Raw genomic sequence first — 15,198 nt, 5'->3', positions numbered from 1 at the left:
GATGCCTTTTCAAAATCAGGTTAATCAGGAGCCCGCTTATGGCGTTCCTGGCACCTTTGCCTCTAACAACCCGTCTGCCAGTGTGTTGGCGGGTGAGGGAGCGCTTGTTGCTGGTCTAGGCGGGGTTACGCTTGGTGCTTTTGGTTGGGTGCAGGGCGATGGCACAACTGTCCTGAATACGCCACCCGGCGTAACGCCCGGTACGGGAGCTACTGCGACCGCCACTCTCGGAACCCATACCACTTACACAGTATCCGCTCTGGCAGTGAATGCTGGCGGCACGGGTTACGCTGTGGGGGATACGGTCACCTTTACAGGTGGCACGGCTACCGTTGCGACGGTCAGCAGTGGTGTTGTTACGGGAGTGACGATTGCTACAGCCACGGCTCAGTCCACCGACCCCACGGCAACCGGCGTGGCTACCACCAGTAGCGGTGCGGGTACGGGTCTGACCCTGAACGTGACAGCTACAGCCGGAAGTGGCTCGAACGGCGAAGTCTCGCTTATCAATGTAACGGCGGCTGGTTCCGGGTACACGGCTGTTCCCACAGTGACCCTCTCGGGTGGCGGTGGAACAGGGGCTGCGGCTGTTGCTGTCATCAGCGGCGGCATTGTGACCGGTATTACCGTGACCAGCGGCGGAACGGGCTACACCTCTGCCCCGTCGGTTGCCATTACCCAGACCGCAGCCGAGCCAACTGCCCCTGACGGCTTCCTGCTTAATGACCGCAGCGCATGGATTGCGGACATTTACGACGAAGCCACCATGGTTATGCCGCAGGGTTACATGGTCGACCTGAAGTCTCAGGGCGATTACTTCGCGGTGACCAAGACGGCTGCCACCAGAGGGCAGAAGGTCTTTGCCTCTACCACCGATGGCACGATCAGTACTGGCGCAGTTGGTGCCACGGTAGCGGGCTCCATCGAAACCAAGTTTTATGTCGCACTCGGCAGTCTCGCCGGTGAGACGATCACCATAAGTACGTGGGATCATATCTAATGCCATTTGAAACCGAATTTGCGCTCCTGCGGGAGCGCGGTTTTGTGATGCCTGAGGGGCAGCACATTCTCGCAAGTGATGACATTCTGGCGTCCGATAGGGTCGCCATGGATGCAGCCCCAACACTTTCCACCACGGCCAATGCTGGCATCCCGGCATTCATGGCAACATACGTCGATCCCAAACTGATCAACGTCGTGTTTTCCCCAATGCGTGGCGCGGAAATCAACGGGGAGTCCAAGAAGGGCGATTGGGCCACCCCTACGGCCATCTTCCCGATGATCGAAAGTACAGGGCGCGTTGCCAGCTATGGCGATTGGAACAACAACGGCGTTGTTGACCTGAATGCCAACTTCCCCGACCGGCAGTCCTATCACTATCAGGCATTCGCGCGCTGGGGTGAGCGGGAAGTGGAAATGGCTGGAGCGGCGCGCATCCAGTGGGTTGCCAGCCTGCGCCAGTCTGCTGCGCTGAAACTGAACAAGTTCCAGAACCAGTCCTATTTCTATGGTGTGAAGGGGCTGCGCAATTATGGCTACCTGAATGACCCGCGCTTGCCTGCTGCTGAAGTGGCCTCCATCAAGACGGCGGGCGGAACGTCATGGAGCAAGGGATCTCCAGAGGAGGTTACCGATGATGTGATCGACCTCATCAATCAGCTTCGTTCGCAGTCTGCTGGTTATGTGGATACGGATTCCGAAATCACAATCGGCCTGTCTCCCACGCGCGCTGGCATCATGACCAAGCCGAATGTGTTCGGCTTGTCGGCGTGGGATCAGCTCAAAAAGCAATACCCCAACCTTCGCTTTGTGCAGGCCATCGAATTTGGCGATGCTGCGGGCATGACGGTGCAGAGCATGATTGCAGTCGCTCGTGAAATTGAAGGGCAGCAGGTGGCAGAGGCCGCGTTTACCGAAAAACTGCGCACTCACTCTGTCGTCGTGAAGGCGTCGGGCTGGGAGCAGAAAATGTCCCAGGGCACATGGGGCGCGATCATCTACATGCCTCTTGGCGTGGCAACCATGGTGGGGATCTGATCTATGAGCGGAACTGCAAGTGGGAACCCGGTTACCGTTGGCTGCAAACTGCCCAACGGGCTGACCTTGCGCGTGGGTGAGCACAAAGTGATCCTGTCTGGGGCAAATGCGTCGCGAGTGATCGGCGGTTATGGGCTGACGTCCGTGCCATCTGATCTGTGGGATGCATGGAGTAAGGCTCATGCTGAAACGCCCCTCATCAAGAGGCGGATAGTTTTTGCTGAGGCCACGACAGCCAAGGCAGAAGGGCGTGCCAAAGAGCAGGAGGCCGTCAAAACCGGCCTAGAGCCTCTGTCTCCAGATGACAGCCATAAGGGCGTCGAAAAGTTATCCGGAGGCTAATATGGCGGTAGCGACGTTCGATTACGCCACGTGGTCGGCGCGCTACCCCGACCTCGCGGTGAATGTGCCTCCAAATCTGGCAGCGCTGTATTTTGATGAAGCGCAGCTTTACCTCGATAATACGGATCGCAGTCTGGTGTGCAATATCGGGCAGCGAACCCTGCTGCTGTATATGCTGGTGGCGCATATTGCATACCTGAACCTGCCGACTACCAGCGGGGGGAATGGGGCCGGTGTGGTTGGGCGCGTGTCGAGCGCCACCCGGGGTTCTGTTTCCATTGGTACGGACATGGGTGCGCAGCCCGGGTCTGCTGAATGGTTCCTTCAAACCCAATATGGCGCAGCGTTCTGGCAGGCCACTCTGTGGCTGCGGACGGCGCGTTATATCCACATCCCACGCGTGCAGAGGCAGACATGGCCGTAAAGATCAGTGGTGGCGATAAAATGCGCGCGGCGCTGGAAAAGCTGTCGCAGAAGGTTAAGAGCGGGGCGACGGTAGAGGTAGGATTTTTCGATAAAAGCCAACCCTACAAAAAAGGCGCATCCGTCCCTCAGGTTGCCACATGGACCGAATTTGGCACGGCCACCGCGCCTCCCCGCCCGTTTATGCGCAACACGATTGCCAATAACTCTGGCGATTGGGGGGCGGAACTTGAGGTCGCGCTTAAGGGCGCTGATTTTGACGCCAAGAAAGCTCTTGCCCGCGTTGGTATGGTTATTGAGGGGCAAATTCGCGATGAGATAGCAGCCCTGGACGCTCCCCCTAATGCGCCATTGACAAATCTGCTGAAGGATCGCTTCCCCACTGGCAGTTATACCACCGAGGATTTTCTGAAAGCTGTTCATGACCTGAAAAAAGGCGCGACAGCCCCACCCGGTAAGCCTCTTGTGTGGTCGGGGAAACTGTTTCGGGACGTCGCTTCGCAAGTGAAAGACGGCACTGATGAGTCTTAACATATTCGGCGTGGCAGGGAACCTCTGCGCGCCCATCAACCCGCACATAACCGGAACCCTGAAGGGCAGCACGGGCGGCGTCACCAATGCCGACTTTTCGGTAACACCTCAATACACCACCGTTTCTGTGGATATGGAGGTGCAGGCTGTCAGTTCTCAGGATTTGCGCCAGATCGAAAACATCAACCAGCAGGCCGACATGCGCTCGGTTTACGTGCGCGGGGCCGTGCGGGCGCTGAACAGGCCGCTCCAGATTGGCGGCGATATCCTGACATTTTACGGCTCTGACTGGCTGGTAACGCAGCAGTTAGAGGAATGGGGCAACGGAGAATGGTCGAAAGTTCTGGTAACGCGGCAGATGCCCAGCAATTCTACGTCATAAGCCCAACCGAGAGCGAGATTTACAAGGCGGTGGGGCAATGGCTCCAAAGTATTCTGCCAAGCGGAATGGCCGTTGTTCAGGGCCAGCAGAACCGCAATGCCGCCCCCTGCGACCCCTTTGCAGTTATGACCATCATTGGTCGCGAGCGCATAGCCACCAACGGCTGGACCTACGATGGCGAGTCCGCGAGGACCGTTACCGAACAGGTGCAGGTGACCATGCAGATCAATCTGTTTGGTCCAGCCTCCAGCAACCAGATGCAGGTTGTTACGGCACTCTGGCGCGATTTTGAGGCAGTCGATTTTTTCCGGTCTCTCAACATACCCATAGCCCCGCTCACCACCTCTACCACCCGGCAACTTGGGTTTGAGACAGGGGAACGTCAGTACGACGACTTGTGGACTGTGGACCTTACCATGCAGGTCACATTGACCCTGACGCATCCCCAGCAGTTCGCAACGTCCATTCCCATCCAATTGATTGAGGTCGATACGACCTACCCACCAACGGAGTAAGTCATGGGCAATATCCCCATTTCGCAGGTTGTTAAGGTTACCCCCGGCGTTCTGGCCGCAGGGTCCGGCCTGAACAACCTTTCTGCCCTGTTTGTCACCACCGCATCCAGCACGCTTGCGGCAGGTGTTGTTAAAGCCTTTACGTCCGCTGCTGATGTTGGCACGGCGTTTGGCGAGACCTCCACACTGTACCAGATGGCACAGGTGTATTTCGCGGGCTACGAAACCGCTGTCATGACCCCCGGCACACTGTATGTGGGGGCCATTGCATCCGCCGGGACAGGAGCGGCAGGAACTGCTGTTCTTGGCACGCAGACCGAGCATACAGTAGCAACTGTCGCTGTGGATGCTGGTGGCACTGACTATGCTGTTGGTGACACGGAAACCTTTGCTGGAGGCACGGCGACCGTCTCCACCATTGGCACGGGCGGTATTGTTACCGGCCTGACGCTACAGAGTGCTACAGCCCAAGCCACTGACCCGGCAGGAACTGGGCTTGCTACCGCCAGCAGCGGCAGCGGCACAGGCCTGACGGTTACGACAACCTCCACAGCCTCCACCATTGCTACGGGCGCAGTCGCGTCTATTACTGTTGGTGCCGGTGGAACCGCTTATACGTCTGCTCCACTGGTTACTCTGGTGGGTGGTGGCGGAACAGGGGCCACAGCAACAGCAACGGTTGCGAGCGGTGCTGTAACAGGCTTTACCGTGACCAACCCCGGAACGGGCTATACGACCGCACCTACGGTTATGATCACTCCCGCCGCATCAAGCGATATTGCCTCCCAGTTGGATGCTTTGCGCGCGGCACAGGGTGCGTGGAACGGCCTTGCGTTTGACAGCGAACTCTCCGCCGACAACAAGGAAGAGGTCGCACAATGGGTTGGCACCCAGAACTGCCAGGTCCTTGCGGCCATTACTGATAGCGCCACCAGTGCCACGGAAAGCGGCAGCCAAACGGCCTTTGGTGTGTGGCTCCAGTCCCAGAATATCAATGGTGTTGTGGCGGTGTACGATACCACCGTCCTGTCTGGCGCTCTGGTTATGGGCTGGATGGCGTCCCTATCGTTCGACACCACCAACGGACGCCAGACCCTCGCCATGATACAGGACGCATCCGGCCTGATCTCTGCTGCTGTGACAGACGGCACCACCGCCTCCACCCTGATTGCCAACGGCTATTCGTTCTATGGCTCCTACGCCAACGGGGCGTCTGAGTTCATTTTCTTTCGACCGGGGCAGGTGTCGGGCAAGTTCCTGTGGGCGGACAGCTACGCCAACCAGATCTGGCTCAATGCCAACCTGACCAGCGACCTGATTAACCTGCTGCTGACCACGGGCAATATCCCGTACAACACGCAGGGCGATACGCTGGTTGAGGCATCGGTCAAAGACACGATCAATCAGGCATTGGCCTTTGGGGCAATCCGCACAGGCGTGAACCTGACCACGCTCCAGCGCCAGCAGATCAACAACGCGGCGGGAGTGACCACAGCAGCGGATAGCGTGGTAACCAGTGGGTACTACTTTAAGCCCAACGTCAGCACGGCCTCTGCATCCTACCGGGTGACACGGACAACGCCGCCAGCGCAGCTTTGGTACGCGGACGGGCAGAGCGTGCAATCCATCAACCTGAACAGCGTGGAGGTGCAGTAACATGGCGCTTGATATTACGGCAGCCAATGCCATTTTCACCATTACGGTGCCGGGCGTTTTTAATGCACCCGTTACCCTGAAAAACTTCGCGACGGACAGGGTTTGGGAGGTTTCTGCAGTCCGCAATGTAGAAACCCAAATGTCAGTAGATGGTTACCTCAATGCTGGTTTTGTATGCGCCACTGTTAACCAGACGATTTCGCTTGCGGCATCCAGTGAAAGCGTTCTGGTGTTTGAGTCCATTATGACCGCGCAGCAGACAGCGCGTTCCGTTTATCGGCTGGGGGGTGCGATTACGCTTACAGGAACGCAGCGTAAATACACCATGGTCAATGGCGTTCTTGCTGAAATGGCCCCCATGCCAAGTGCGGGCCGCACGCTTGAAGCGCGAACCTTTTCCGTTGAATGGCAATCAGTACTTCCGGCAGGTATCTAATGTCTTTGAAAGAGATAACAGTCTCCTGCCCCCATGAAGGGCTGGACAAAGGCAAGCGGTTTGTCATCACCCGCATGAGTGCTGTGGCGGCAGACCGGTGGGGGAGGCATTGCCTGCAAGCTGCGGCATCCTCCGGAGCGGATATTGCAGGGGTTGCTCAGGGCGGCGGTCTTGCTGCTGTGGCTGCGGCTGGCATTGGCATTTTTGCGGCCATGGACCCGGCGCGCATGGATGGGCTGATAGACCAGCTTCTACAGTGCGTGCAGATGCAGCCGGATCCGGCCAACCCCAGTGTGTTGCTCCCCTGGGACGTGGTTTCCGCAGGTGGCCAGATTGAGGAAATCCCCACCGTTGGCTGGCTCCAGAAGGAAGCGTTTGCCCTGCATGTGGATTTTTTCAAGGGCGTGGGTCAGTTGTTCTCCCTCCTCACGCTCATGCTGGGGACGGAAAGCAACGCCCCTACGCCCGAGTCTGCAACATAGATGAGCGCCACGCTCTGGTGATGATGGAGGGACTTGCATCCCTTCACGAACTCCAGACCGTTTACGACAGCGAGGACTTTGAGGACTTGCTGGAAATGGCCGTTGTGAAGCGGTTTAATAGTTAACCCCTCCCTGAAAGCCCTCCCCATGGCCACAGTAATCGACGCCCTCGTTGTCACCCTCGGGCTGGACCCTAAGGGGGTACAGAAGGGAGGGAAGGAGGCGACAACCGCGTTTGGCAAGGTGACGCAGGGCGCTACGCAAATGGGCAAGGGCGTGTCCGCAGGTGTGGACAGTGCTTCCGATAGCTTCCGCAGCCTCCAGCGCAATGCCCTTGCATTCTTTGCCGTCCTGACGGCTGGGAAAACCCTCAAAGCGTTTATTGCCGATACGACAAGCAGCAACGTAGCTGCTGGCAATCTGGCACGGAATCTTGGGACGTCAGTCAATAGCCTGACAACGTGGCAGAGGGCCGCACAGGCTATGGGTGGTTCTGCTGATGATGTGTCCAGTTCTATGGGAGCATTGGTCTCGCAGTTCCAGACCATTGAGGGGAGGCGGAATCTTGGTCTGATATTCGGGCAACTGCATGTGAACCTCAATGATGCCAACGGCCAGTTGCGGAGCATGAATGAACTCATGCCCGACCTTGCGGCATCAGCACAGCAGCTTGGCCCCCAGTTGTTCTCCGCCCTTGGTGGGCAGGCGGGTTTCTCGCAGGGGTTTATAAACCTGCTGGAGCAGGGGCCGGACAAGGTTAAGGCGCTTTACCAGTCTCTCCAGCAGTATGCCCCGACCGAAAGAGATACCAAGGCATCTGCGCAGCTTTACGAGGACTGGACCAAGCTAACGGCGCAGTCTGAGGCGTTTGGGCGGTCGATCATGACCAATTTAAGTCCTGAAGTGCATGATCTTTTTACCATGATCAATACTGCTATTGATCAGAGAGCACCTAGCGCCCTGAAACAGATCAATGAAATGGGCGCAGACCTTTACAAGCGCTTCAAGGAAATAAACTGGGAAGAAGTTGGAGCCGAGATCAGGGATTGGGAAAAAACACTCAAGGAAATTGACCTCAAAGGCATAGCTCAAGATATCGCCGCGATTGGACGTGGTGCCAATGATGTTGCGAAGTTCCTGGGCGGATGGGAAAAAGCTGCCGAAATATTATTGACCCTGTGGGCCGGCAGCTTTGCCTTGAGAGCAATTGCCAACGTAGCGCGTTTTGCAGAGCTTTCCATTGCAGGAGCTTCTGCCATGGCGCGTATTATGAAAGGTGCTGGCGTAAGAAATGCAGCGGAAACAACATCTAAAGCTCTAGTAAAAGAAGGAGCTGAAGTTGTTGGCGCTGCAACTGCAAGTAAAACCGCAGGAAGGCTTGCTGCTACAGGAAGCTTAGTTGGTAAGGGGCTTAGGGCTGGGAATTATGCCGCAGATGCCTATCTTTTCATGCAGTATTTCCCGCATATTGCAGCATGGCTGACTGGGCAAGGCTGGGATGACGAGCACCCTTCAACTTACCATGGGAATGCAAAGGGACTGGGCCAGAATCTTTCTGCTGCGGTCAAGAGTAAGCAAGCATATTTGGCAGGGCTTGAAAGGCAATATAACCTTCCTGCCGGGCTTCTAGATGGAATGTGGGCAAAAGAAAGCTCTCGGGGACGCAATGTAGGCCCTTCTCCTGCGGGAGCATTGGGAGATTTTCAGATAATGCCTGATGTGGCACGTCAGGCTGGCGTAAACCCGCAGAACTTTGAACAATCCGCGCAATACGCAGCCAAGAGAATGCATGATAACCTACAGAATTATCAAGGGTCTCTGGCTGCATCTCTCGCGGAATATAATTGGGGCGCAGGAAATTTACACAAAGCACGCAGCCAGTACGGAGAAGATTGGGCGTCTTATGCTCCGGATGAAACTCAAGACTATATTGCTACCATTGGTCGCTCCGTAGCAGCGGCGCAACATTCTTCTTCATCCAGCCCCACCATAGCGCAAGCATTTGTGACGCCCCAGAAGACCAATGGTAGCGGGAAGAGCATCGGGAGCGAACAGGGAGATAATATCTCGCGCTACATGGAAGGAATACGGAACGCCATCAACACGCCGCCTCCAAGCAGCGTGGATAATAGCAGCACGCATAACGTGACCAACCACGTAACCGTTAATGCTCCGGGGGGCGACCCCAAGGCAGTGACGCGCGCGGTTAAGCAGGCGTTTAATGACCTTGGGTTTTCTTCTAGGCAGACTGTTCAGGGCTTGGCTTGATGCTTCTGTTGCCCTGACTTTCTGCGATAGTAACGAAGATGAGGCTAAGGATTGTTAATGATCTTGGATAATGCAGCCATTTTAAGTTGGTAATCGCTCTTCCTTTCGTAAGAAAGGGCCATAACCAAAGATATGATCCATCCCACAAGCGTCCACCCAAGGAGAACATTGACGCAGATTACTGCCCCTTTTTTCGTACTGTCTCTGCATAGGGAGACAATGGTTGGAAGGAAGTAAATGGCAAAAAACACCGGAAAGACAAAAATAACGTAATGCCAGACCGAATAAGTCTGCGTAGCCCCGTCAATCATTTCATTTCAACCTTCCGCTCCAGTTATAGTCGGGCTTTCTCCGGGAAAATTAAGCGCCACCGCAATCATGCTCAGAATCTGGCAAAGTCCAAGAACGGCCAGTTCTAAAGTTTGTTGTCGTGTAAATTTTCCCTCTATCATCACCCGCAGGGCAGTTAGCTGGCACGAATGCCAAACACATCATGACCCGGTCGCCAACTTGAGAAGAGTCAACCTCAGGGATCTGGTTATAGGAAACCTGGTAACCACCATTCACGAAGTTAATTGCAGATCCTGAATCTGGAATAGGTTTCCCTCCCGCTTCCTGCAAGCGCGTTTCTACAGATTTTACATGAGTAAAAACGCAAGTGCCAATCTGCTCCGGGAGATCGGTTAAGGGAGCGGCATTAACTGTAACAGCCATAAAGGAAGATAGAGCAGATGTGACAATCAGTAGCTTATTCAAGTGCGCCTCCATTACATTTTGGTAGGGAGGATAGCGGGGAAGCGCGTCTTGCGCGAGAGAAAGGAGAGAAACGAAGTGACAAACTCAAAAACTGAAACAACAAACATACTTGTTCAGATAGATAAAATCTGGTTCGAACCCACCGCGAAGGGGGCAATCCTTATGGTTATGACCAACTCACCATTTGTCGGATCGAGTGATTTTGAGGCTCCAATCCGACTAGGTGAGTAGGAGTTCAGCGCCAAGTTTTCTTTCTCGGGGGCAATTTCCTTTGAGGGCGAAAATATCAGCCGAGCGTTGTTCCGAGCCACTGAACTAAGCCCGGCACATTCTCAATCCCTTTCGAAATCAGAGATGAGGTTAAATCTTTCAGGGCCTCGCCTCCCATCGCCTTTACTTTCTGTTTAACGCTGGCTTTTGTATCGTCGCTCTCAGGGGTGGAATCAACAGCCCTGCATAAAAGGGCTTTGATTGTATTGCCATCCAAGAATGAGGGAGGGTAGCCCAAATTTCAGGAGCAAATCTTATGGTCTTTGTCTAAGCAAAGCAGGAAAAATGCCTCATTCATTCTAAAGCCATGAATACGGGCCTTAATGCTCACTCGCATTTCCATATATGCGAGGTCTTCAGACAAATCTTTCGTGACCGATTTAGGCAATTGGCTGCACAATAGTCTAGTGCAACCCAACCCAGTTTTTACGCCCCTCTTTCCGCCTGTCGCGAGAATTTCACTCCATGACATCTGAGATAGGCGCCTTAATAAATCTGTGAAGGCAACAAGATCCGGTTTTGACCAGTCAGAAAAGCATTCATAGCTTCCATCGAAATACTTTAGGCTTACATAAGGTCTTTCACGATTGTTAGCGTTGGCTGCTCTTTTACCAATACCAAAAACGTTTGCGACTCTCTCTGTAATAATGACTTCCCCGGGGGAAGGTGTAAGAGATTTTGTGTTTTGCTCCTGCCTCTTGGCGACTTTCGTTAGGGATCTATTTTTAGCCATCTGCCTGAGCGGCCTGATACACCTTCTGGTAGAAGCGAGTCATCGTGTCTTGCGATATCTTCGTATTGCATCGGGCTTCAGCTGGTAAGTCGCCCCTTGCTTCTATCCATGGTTCTTCGCCATGCGTGAGATGCTCAAGTTTTTTAGCTGACATATCGCCGTAAGCATCCATAATCATCTCAAGATGATCAATCTCGCATTGCAGCAGATCAATATCATCATCGGGCGCAGGCAATGCATCCCAACCATAGTCTCGGTAGGTATCGTAAACACTGCGGCATACAGGGCCGTGCGCCCAAGCCTCCAGCTTATCCGGGAAAAGAGCCTTATTCTCTAAGGCCAAATACCAAGCCTGAGCGTAATAGATAAGTTTCTGGAGCTTTAGGTGCGTAATAGCTTCGCCTGACTGTCGATCAACAGCGGCAAGAAACCATTTTGCCACTTCTTTCACGTCCGCCATCAGCTTAATCTCTTCATAAAAGCACTGTTTCACTAACGAATAACTGTCCGTTAGCTATCAGCAAAGGTACTTTTTGTATCTGTGGATAAAGGCGGTTTTTTGTGGAAAAAGTTATACACATGTGGATAACTTGGATGAGGTTTATCATGATGAGTGAGGCCTTACTAACTCCGCGTAAAATCCAACGGCCATAGGAGTTCTATCGTTCTCCTAATGTTCCACAACCCGAGCGCAGCGTCAATCTGCCAGTACCCACCCGCCCCCAAAAGGTACACAGATGGGGAACGCCTTAAAGTCCCACCGCCTGACGCAGCAGATCATTTGCCCGGCTCTGCCAGCCGGGGCCACTGGCCTTGAGGCACTCCACAAGATCGGGGTCTAGCCGTATAGAGACGAGTGCCTTCGTGGGGGCTTTCTGCGGCCCGCGCACTCGGCGTGCGTTGGCTAGGACAGGGGCGACCTCTTGGGCAGGCTGGGCCCGCAGGAAGTCCGCCTTCGTCAGTTCCGGGCTGTCCGGGTCCATGGCAATGCCCTGATTGATCCGGGCATCTTCATCATCCGTGGGCATGATAAATTCAGGTTTGCGCGGCATAGAGCTTCGCCTCCCGTTTGTTGGCCTTGCGCAGGCTGATTATGCGGACAATGCGGGTTTCAATGCTGAATACCAGAACATGAAGCCGCAGATTGATTGGGGCGACAGCGACAAGGCGCGGCTCGTTGGCGCTCTGGCTGGCCATGATGAGAGCAACGTCCCATTCAAAGCCTTCTGCCACGACAAAATCAACGCCGTGCTTGGCGATGTTGCTCTGTCGTTTTGCTTCGTCCCAATCGTATCTCATGCATTATTGTATATACGATAAGGTGGTGAGGGGCAAGGTATATTGTATCTACATTTTGCAAGGGTATCGCTGCGGTGTTGAGGGCATTTGCCCTCAACTTGACGCACTCGTTATGGGTTAGCTTGCTCATAGCTACCTCATTTGCGGGGCTATTTATGCGAAGCCCTTTCTCCGACCGTTATGCCCAGAAGGCTTCTTCCTAAGCAGCCGCCTTCAATACTTTGGGTTGGAAAATCAGTGAAACCACCCAGATTCTTTCTTGACCGCAGCTTGCCCTTCCAGTTCGGCTCGGTTCCCATTTTTTTCCAATAAGGTTTTGGTTCCTTCAGAGAGATTTCTATTTGAATCTGCTCGCGATTTAATCAAATCAGTTTCAGCGCTCTTTTTCTGAAGATCGCTATCAATGATATCGTTTTCTCGAGAAACGGCAGTTTTCTTGGCTTGTAAAGAAACCTCACGCTCTTGAAGATCAAGATCGCGGAGCTTGTCTTCATAAGCTTGATCCCGATCTTCTTTGGCATCAAGTTTTTTCTGCCTAGCCGCAGCCACTTCCCGTGCTGCTGCTGCGGCTCTCGCTTCACGCGCCTGCGCAGCCGCATATGCGGCTTGTTGCGCACGTTGCTGAGCATCCCACGCTTGGCGTGCTACATAATCATGATTTTGCTGCGCGGCATCAACCGCATTGATCTGATCTGACAAAGTCGACTGTGCTGATGCGACTGCGGGCACCAGAAGGAGTGCGGCTAATGCTACGCGCTTCATAGATTTATTCTTCCCCTTATTTTGCCTGCGGAGTCGGGCACTCATGATTAGGCTGAATGCGTGTTTCTGTCGGGCTTGTTTGAATCATAACCGCTTTCCCTCGAGTATACTCGCACGCACGGCCAACCTGAGCAGAATTGAAGGTCTGGTTATTTTGTTCGTATGTGAGCGAGACGCCCTCAACCAAGGTTTTCCCAGGCACCAGCGACCCGGCACCAACACCTGCCCCGGCACCGCCCACGCCACCAAGAGCACCAAGGCCAGCGGATCCGCCTACGCCAGCGCCCAGTCCAGCACCAAGCCCCGCGCCCAAGATGCCACCCACAATTTGAGCTGTCTGTCGGTTGCGTTCGTTGCTTACTTGCACTTTAGCTGGAAGAACCGCGAGAATATTAACAACCTGAGCAGCTTGTCTTTGGTTTACTTGCGCGGCGGTATACGTATCGGCCCGATTTTCTTCGCCCGGAGTAGAGCAAGCCGCAAGAGTTAAGGAAGAGACAAGCAAAATACCAATTTTTTTTCCAGAATTAATCATAGTCTACCCTTAATATATACTGCGACGAGAATCGTCTTACGCATAATATGAAGCGCCATAAAATTGACAACTTTATTTTTCCACTCTTTTATATTGCTTTTATGAATAATAATTCTCTTATTATTCAATAACAATATAAATTACGATTTTATTAACGCTTGTAGGCTATGCAATATGTTTAGCTCTACGCTGCCCCACTGGAGTCAGCCTTATCAGCAAGCCGCTCTGCCACGGCTCTCAAGGCAGCGCGCTCCGCATCGTTCATGGCCCGCCACATGCGGACAAGAGAGCGCTCGTCGGCGCTTAGCTCATTCATATCTTCGATGGGAGGTGTATTTAACCAATCATCAGGCAATATTACTTCCTGTGCGTCTTTATGGCGCTCCCAATCATCAACCTCATCAATAGCAAAGCCAAGTAGGTAGACGATTTCGGCATTTAGAGAACGAAGCTGCCTTTTGGACCTCTCCTCAATCTTTCCCTTCAAAACTGACGGCATGCGTATCGTCACAGAGGGGCGAGAATCAGACATAAAAAACTCCCAAAAAAAACTCTTGCAATCAATATGCGTGCATGCATATATCCTGTCTATGCACGCATTTTGCTTGCATTTGAAAAGAGGAAGCTGTGCAGACGCAAAATATCACTTTCCGCATTGAAAAGCCTTTGGTCGATTTTTTGAGAAGGCGCGCGGAGGCAAATGATCGAACTTTAAACGGCGAAATTCGGTCGATCTTACGCAATTTGGAAAAAGAAAAGGCACCAGAGCACGGCCTCGAAAACCGCTCTGATGCCTCTCACGCTGAATAGGAAAACAGCTATGACAAACAGTAACACAAACCTGACCATTCTTTCCACTACTATCCGTCAGGATGCGGAAGGGCGGTATTGCCTGAATGATTGCTTTAAGGCTGCGGGGTTGCCCGCTTCGAAAGGTCCGAACGAGTGGGCAAAGAATGCCCAAACTGAAGCGCTGATTGAGGAATTGAGGTCTGGGGGAATTTCCCCTGACCCTAAAAACGTTGTTTCGACGGGGCCGAATGCAACCCGTGGAACCTATGTCGTCAAAGAACTGGTCTACGCCTACGCGATGTGGATCAGCCCATCATTTAACCTTCAGGTGATCCGGGCATTTGATGCGCTGGTAACGGGACAAATCCCCGACGCCGCTCCAAAACCCAAACGCATCCGCAAAACTCCTGTGCTTCGGGCTTTCCGGGATGGATATGGGATAGCAAAAACTCTTGGGCTTGATGACAATCAGGCTGCATCCCATGCTGGCCGGTATTGCCTGCATAAATGCGGAGAAAATCCTCTCCCGGCACTTGGGTTGGATACTCGAACGGCACCCACACAGGATAACTACCAAACAGTTACTGAGCTTGGACGTCCGCTTGGCTTGTCTGGACAGAGGGTGAACAAGATTTTGGAAGAAAAGGGGCTACAGGTCCACGTCAAAGGATCTTCTTCCAGCAGCAACTGGAGTATGACCGACAAAGGCTTGGCCTACGGGCGCATGTTTGATGGCGTCAGGGCCGGGTCCACAGGCTCCCAGCAAATGCTTAAATGGAAACCTTCTACGGTGGAGTTCCTGCGCCCTTTTGCGAAAGTGCCAGCGTAAGCGCCGTAACGGCCAGCCATCCCTTCGGGGGTGGCAACGCTGGTGAGAGAATGAGTGATAATGCTGTTTCCGTTGCTCTCCTTCACGCAACTTATGCCCTTCCAGGCATAAGAAAAGACTTTGGCCGCTCAACGGACGATTTGCTTGCGC

21 protein-coding genes are annotated in these 15,198 nt (G+C 53.7%); 12 read left to right on the top strand and 9 right to left on the bottom strand.

The window, feature by feature from the left end; all coding sequences use genetic code 11:
• The first annotated feature begins 1 nt into the window (after window position 1).
• The 11 genes from Absy_RS10930 to Absy_RS10880 all read left to right on the top strand — a co-directional run bounded on the left by Absy_RS10930 (window position 2) and on the right by Absy_RS10880 (window position 9,072).
• Window positions 2-1,000, top strand: coding sequence for a gp53 minor capsid family protein (locus tag Absy_RS10930; RefSeq protein WP_048854797.1), 999 nt, complete (start codon window positions 2-4; stop codon window positions 998-1,000).
• Complete coding sequence (locus tag Absy_RS10925) at window positions 1,000-2,037, top strand: major capsid family protein (RefSeq protein WP_048854796.1); 1,038 nt, start codon at window positions 1,000-1,002, stop codon at window positions 2,035-2,037. The genes Absy_RS10930 and Absy_RS10925 overlap by 1 nt, the downstream gene beginning before the upstream one ends.
• 3 nt (window positions 2,038-2,040) lie before the next feature.
• Window positions 2,041-2,379 carry a hypothetical protein gene (locus Absy_RS10920; RefSeq protein WP_048854795.1) on the top strand — a complete coding sequence of 113 codons (339 nt, stop codon included), beginning with the start codon at window positions 2,041-2,043 and terminating at the stop codon, window positions 2,377-2,379.
• A 1-nt stretch (window position 2,380) separates the two neighbouring features.
• Window positions 2,381-2,803: a DUF4054 domain-containing protein gene (locus tag Absy_RS10915; RefSeq protein ID WP_048854794.1), complete on the top strand. Its 423-nt coding sequence runs from the start codon at window positions 2,381-2,383 to the stop codon at window positions 2,801-2,803.
• The gene (locus Absy_RS10910) at window positions 2,794-3,333 is read left to right on the top strand and encodes an HK97-gp10 family putative phage morphogenesis protein (RefSeq protein WP_048854793.1); all 540 of its coding nucleotides are present in this window, start codon (window positions 2,794-2,796) and stop codon (window positions 3,331-3,333) included. Before Absy_RS10915 ends, Absy_RS10910 begins: the two co-directional genes overlap by 10 nt.
• A complete protein-coding gene (locus Absy_RS10905; protein WP_048854792.1) occupies window positions 3,323-3,715 on the top strand; it encodes a hypothetical protein in 393 nt (130 codons plus the stop codon). The genes Absy_RS10910 and Absy_RS10905 overlap by 11 nt, the downstream gene beginning before the upstream one ends.
• Window positions 3,664-4,230: a phage neck terminator protein gene (locus Absy_RS10900; RefSeq protein ID WP_146802585.1), complete on the top strand. Its 567-nt coding sequence runs from the start codon at window positions 3,664-3,666 to the stop codon at window positions 4,228-4,230. The genes Absy_RS10905 and Absy_RS10900 overlap by 52 nt, the downstream gene beginning before the upstream one ends.
• A gap of 3 nt (window positions 4,231-4,233) precedes the next feature.
• A complete protein-coding gene (locus Absy_RS10895; RefSeq protein WP_048854790.1) occupies window positions 4,234-5,886 on the top strand; it encodes a DUF3383 family protein in 1,653 nt (550 codons plus the stop codon).
• Between the two features lies 1 nt (window position 5,887).
• Window positions 5,888-6,322 carry a phage tail fiber protein gene (locus tag Absy_RS10890; protein WP_048854789.1) on the top strand — a complete coding sequence of 145 codons (435 nt, stop codon included), beginning with the start codon at window positions 5,888-5,890 and terminating at the stop codon, window positions 6,320-6,322.
• The gene (locus tag Absy_RS10885; RefSeq protein WP_048854788.1) at window positions 6,322-6,804 is read left to right on the top strand and encodes a hypothetical protein; all 483 of its coding nucleotides are present in this window, start codon (window positions 6,322-6,324) and stop codon (window positions 6,802-6,804) included. The genes Absy_RS10890 and Absy_RS10885 overlap by 1 nt, the downstream gene beginning before the upstream one ends.
• A gap of 147 nt (window positions 6,805-6,951) precedes the next feature.
• Window positions 6,952-9,072, top strand: coding sequence for a lytic transglycosylase domain-containing protein (locus Absy_RS10880; protein ID WP_084597142.1), 2,121 nt, complete (start codon window positions 6,952-6,954; stop codon window positions 9,070-9,072).
• Between the two features lie 44 nt (window positions 9,073-9,116).
• On the opposite strand, the gene Absy_RS13040 is transcribed toward Absy_RS10880, so the two are convergent.
• From Absy_RS13040 to Absy_RS10835, 9 genes are all read right to left on the bottom strand, one after another.
• Window positions 9,117-9,383: a superinfection immunity protein gene (locus Absy_RS13040; protein ID WP_048854787.1), complete on the bottom strand. Its 267-nt coding sequence runs from the start codon at window positions 9,381-9,383 to the stop codon at window positions 9,117-9,119.
• A 49-nt stretch (window positions 9,384-9,432) separates the two neighbouring features.
• On the bottom strand, window positions 9,433-9,828 hold the full coding sequence (locus tag Absy_RS10870; RefSeq protein ID WP_146802582.1) for a hypothetical protein: 396 nt from the start codon (window positions 9,826-9,828) through the stop codon (window positions 9,433-9,435).
• A gap of 511 nt (window positions 9,829-10,339) precedes the next feature.
• Window positions 10,340-10,831 carry a hypothetical protein gene (locus tag Absy_RS10865; protein WP_048854785.1) on the bottom strand — a complete coding sequence of 164 codons (492 nt, stop codon included), beginning with the start codon at window positions 10,829-10,831 and terminating at the stop codon, window positions 10,340-10,342.
• A complete protein-coding gene (locus Absy_RS10860; RefSeq protein WP_084597152.1) occupies window positions 10,824-11,291 on the bottom strand; it encodes a Panacea domain-containing protein in 468 nt (155 codons plus the stop codon). The genes Absy_RS10865 and Absy_RS10860 overlap by 8 nt, the downstream gene beginning before the upstream one ends.
• 289 nt (window positions 11,292-11,580) lie before the next feature.
• Entirely contained in the window at window positions 11,581-11,883 is a 303-nt protein-coding gene (locus Absy_RS10855; protein WP_048854784.1) for a BrnA antitoxin family protein, read from the bottom strand.
• Window positions 11,867-12,130, bottom strand: a complete 264-nt coding sequence (locus Absy_RS10850; protein ID WP_025826640.1) for a BrnT family toxin — start codon at window positions 12,128-12,130, stop codon at window positions 11,867-11,869. Before Absy_RS10850 ends, Absy_RS10855 begins: the two co-directional genes overlap by 17 nt.
• Before the next feature lie 234 nt (window positions 12,131-12,364).
• Window positions 12,365-12,892, bottom strand: coding sequence for a DUF5384 family protein (locus tag Absy_RS10845; protein WP_048854783.1), 528 nt, complete (start codon window positions 12,890-12,892; stop codon window positions 12,365-12,367).
• Between the two features lie 16 nt (window positions 12,893-12,908).
• Window positions 12,909-13,427: a putative periplasmic lipoprotein gene (locus Absy_RS10840; protein WP_048854782.1), complete on the bottom strand. Its 519-nt coding sequence runs from the start codon at window positions 13,425-13,427 to the stop codon at window positions 12,909-12,911.
• Between the two features lie 184 nt (window positions 13,428-13,611).
• The gene (locus tag Absy_RS10835; protein ID WP_048854781.1) at window positions 13,612-13,959 is read right to left on the bottom strand and encodes a hypothetical protein; all 348 of its coding nucleotides are present in this window, start codon (window positions 13,957-13,959) and stop codon (window positions 13,612-13,614) included.
• Between the two features lie 258 nt (window positions 13,960-14,217).
• Between Absy_RS10835 and Absy_RS10830 the strand changes: the two genes are divergently transcribed.
• Window positions 14,218-15,048, top strand: a complete 831-nt coding sequence (locus Absy_RS10830; RefSeq protein WP_084597140.1) for a KilA-N domain-containing protein — start codon at window positions 14,218-14,220, stop codon at window positions 15,046-15,048.
• The last annotated feature ends 150 nt before the right edge of the window (window positions 15,049-15,198 follow it).

Source organism: Acetobacter syzygii, from assembly GCF_000964225.1.
In the GTDB taxonomy this organism is placed as follows: Bacteria; Pseudomonadota; Alphaproteobacteria; order Acetobacterales; family Acetobacteraceae; genus Acetobacter; species Acetobacter syzygii.
The sequence above is the reverse complement of the archived record's forward strand: the minus strand, read 5'-3'. Positions and strand labels throughout refer to the sequence as shown.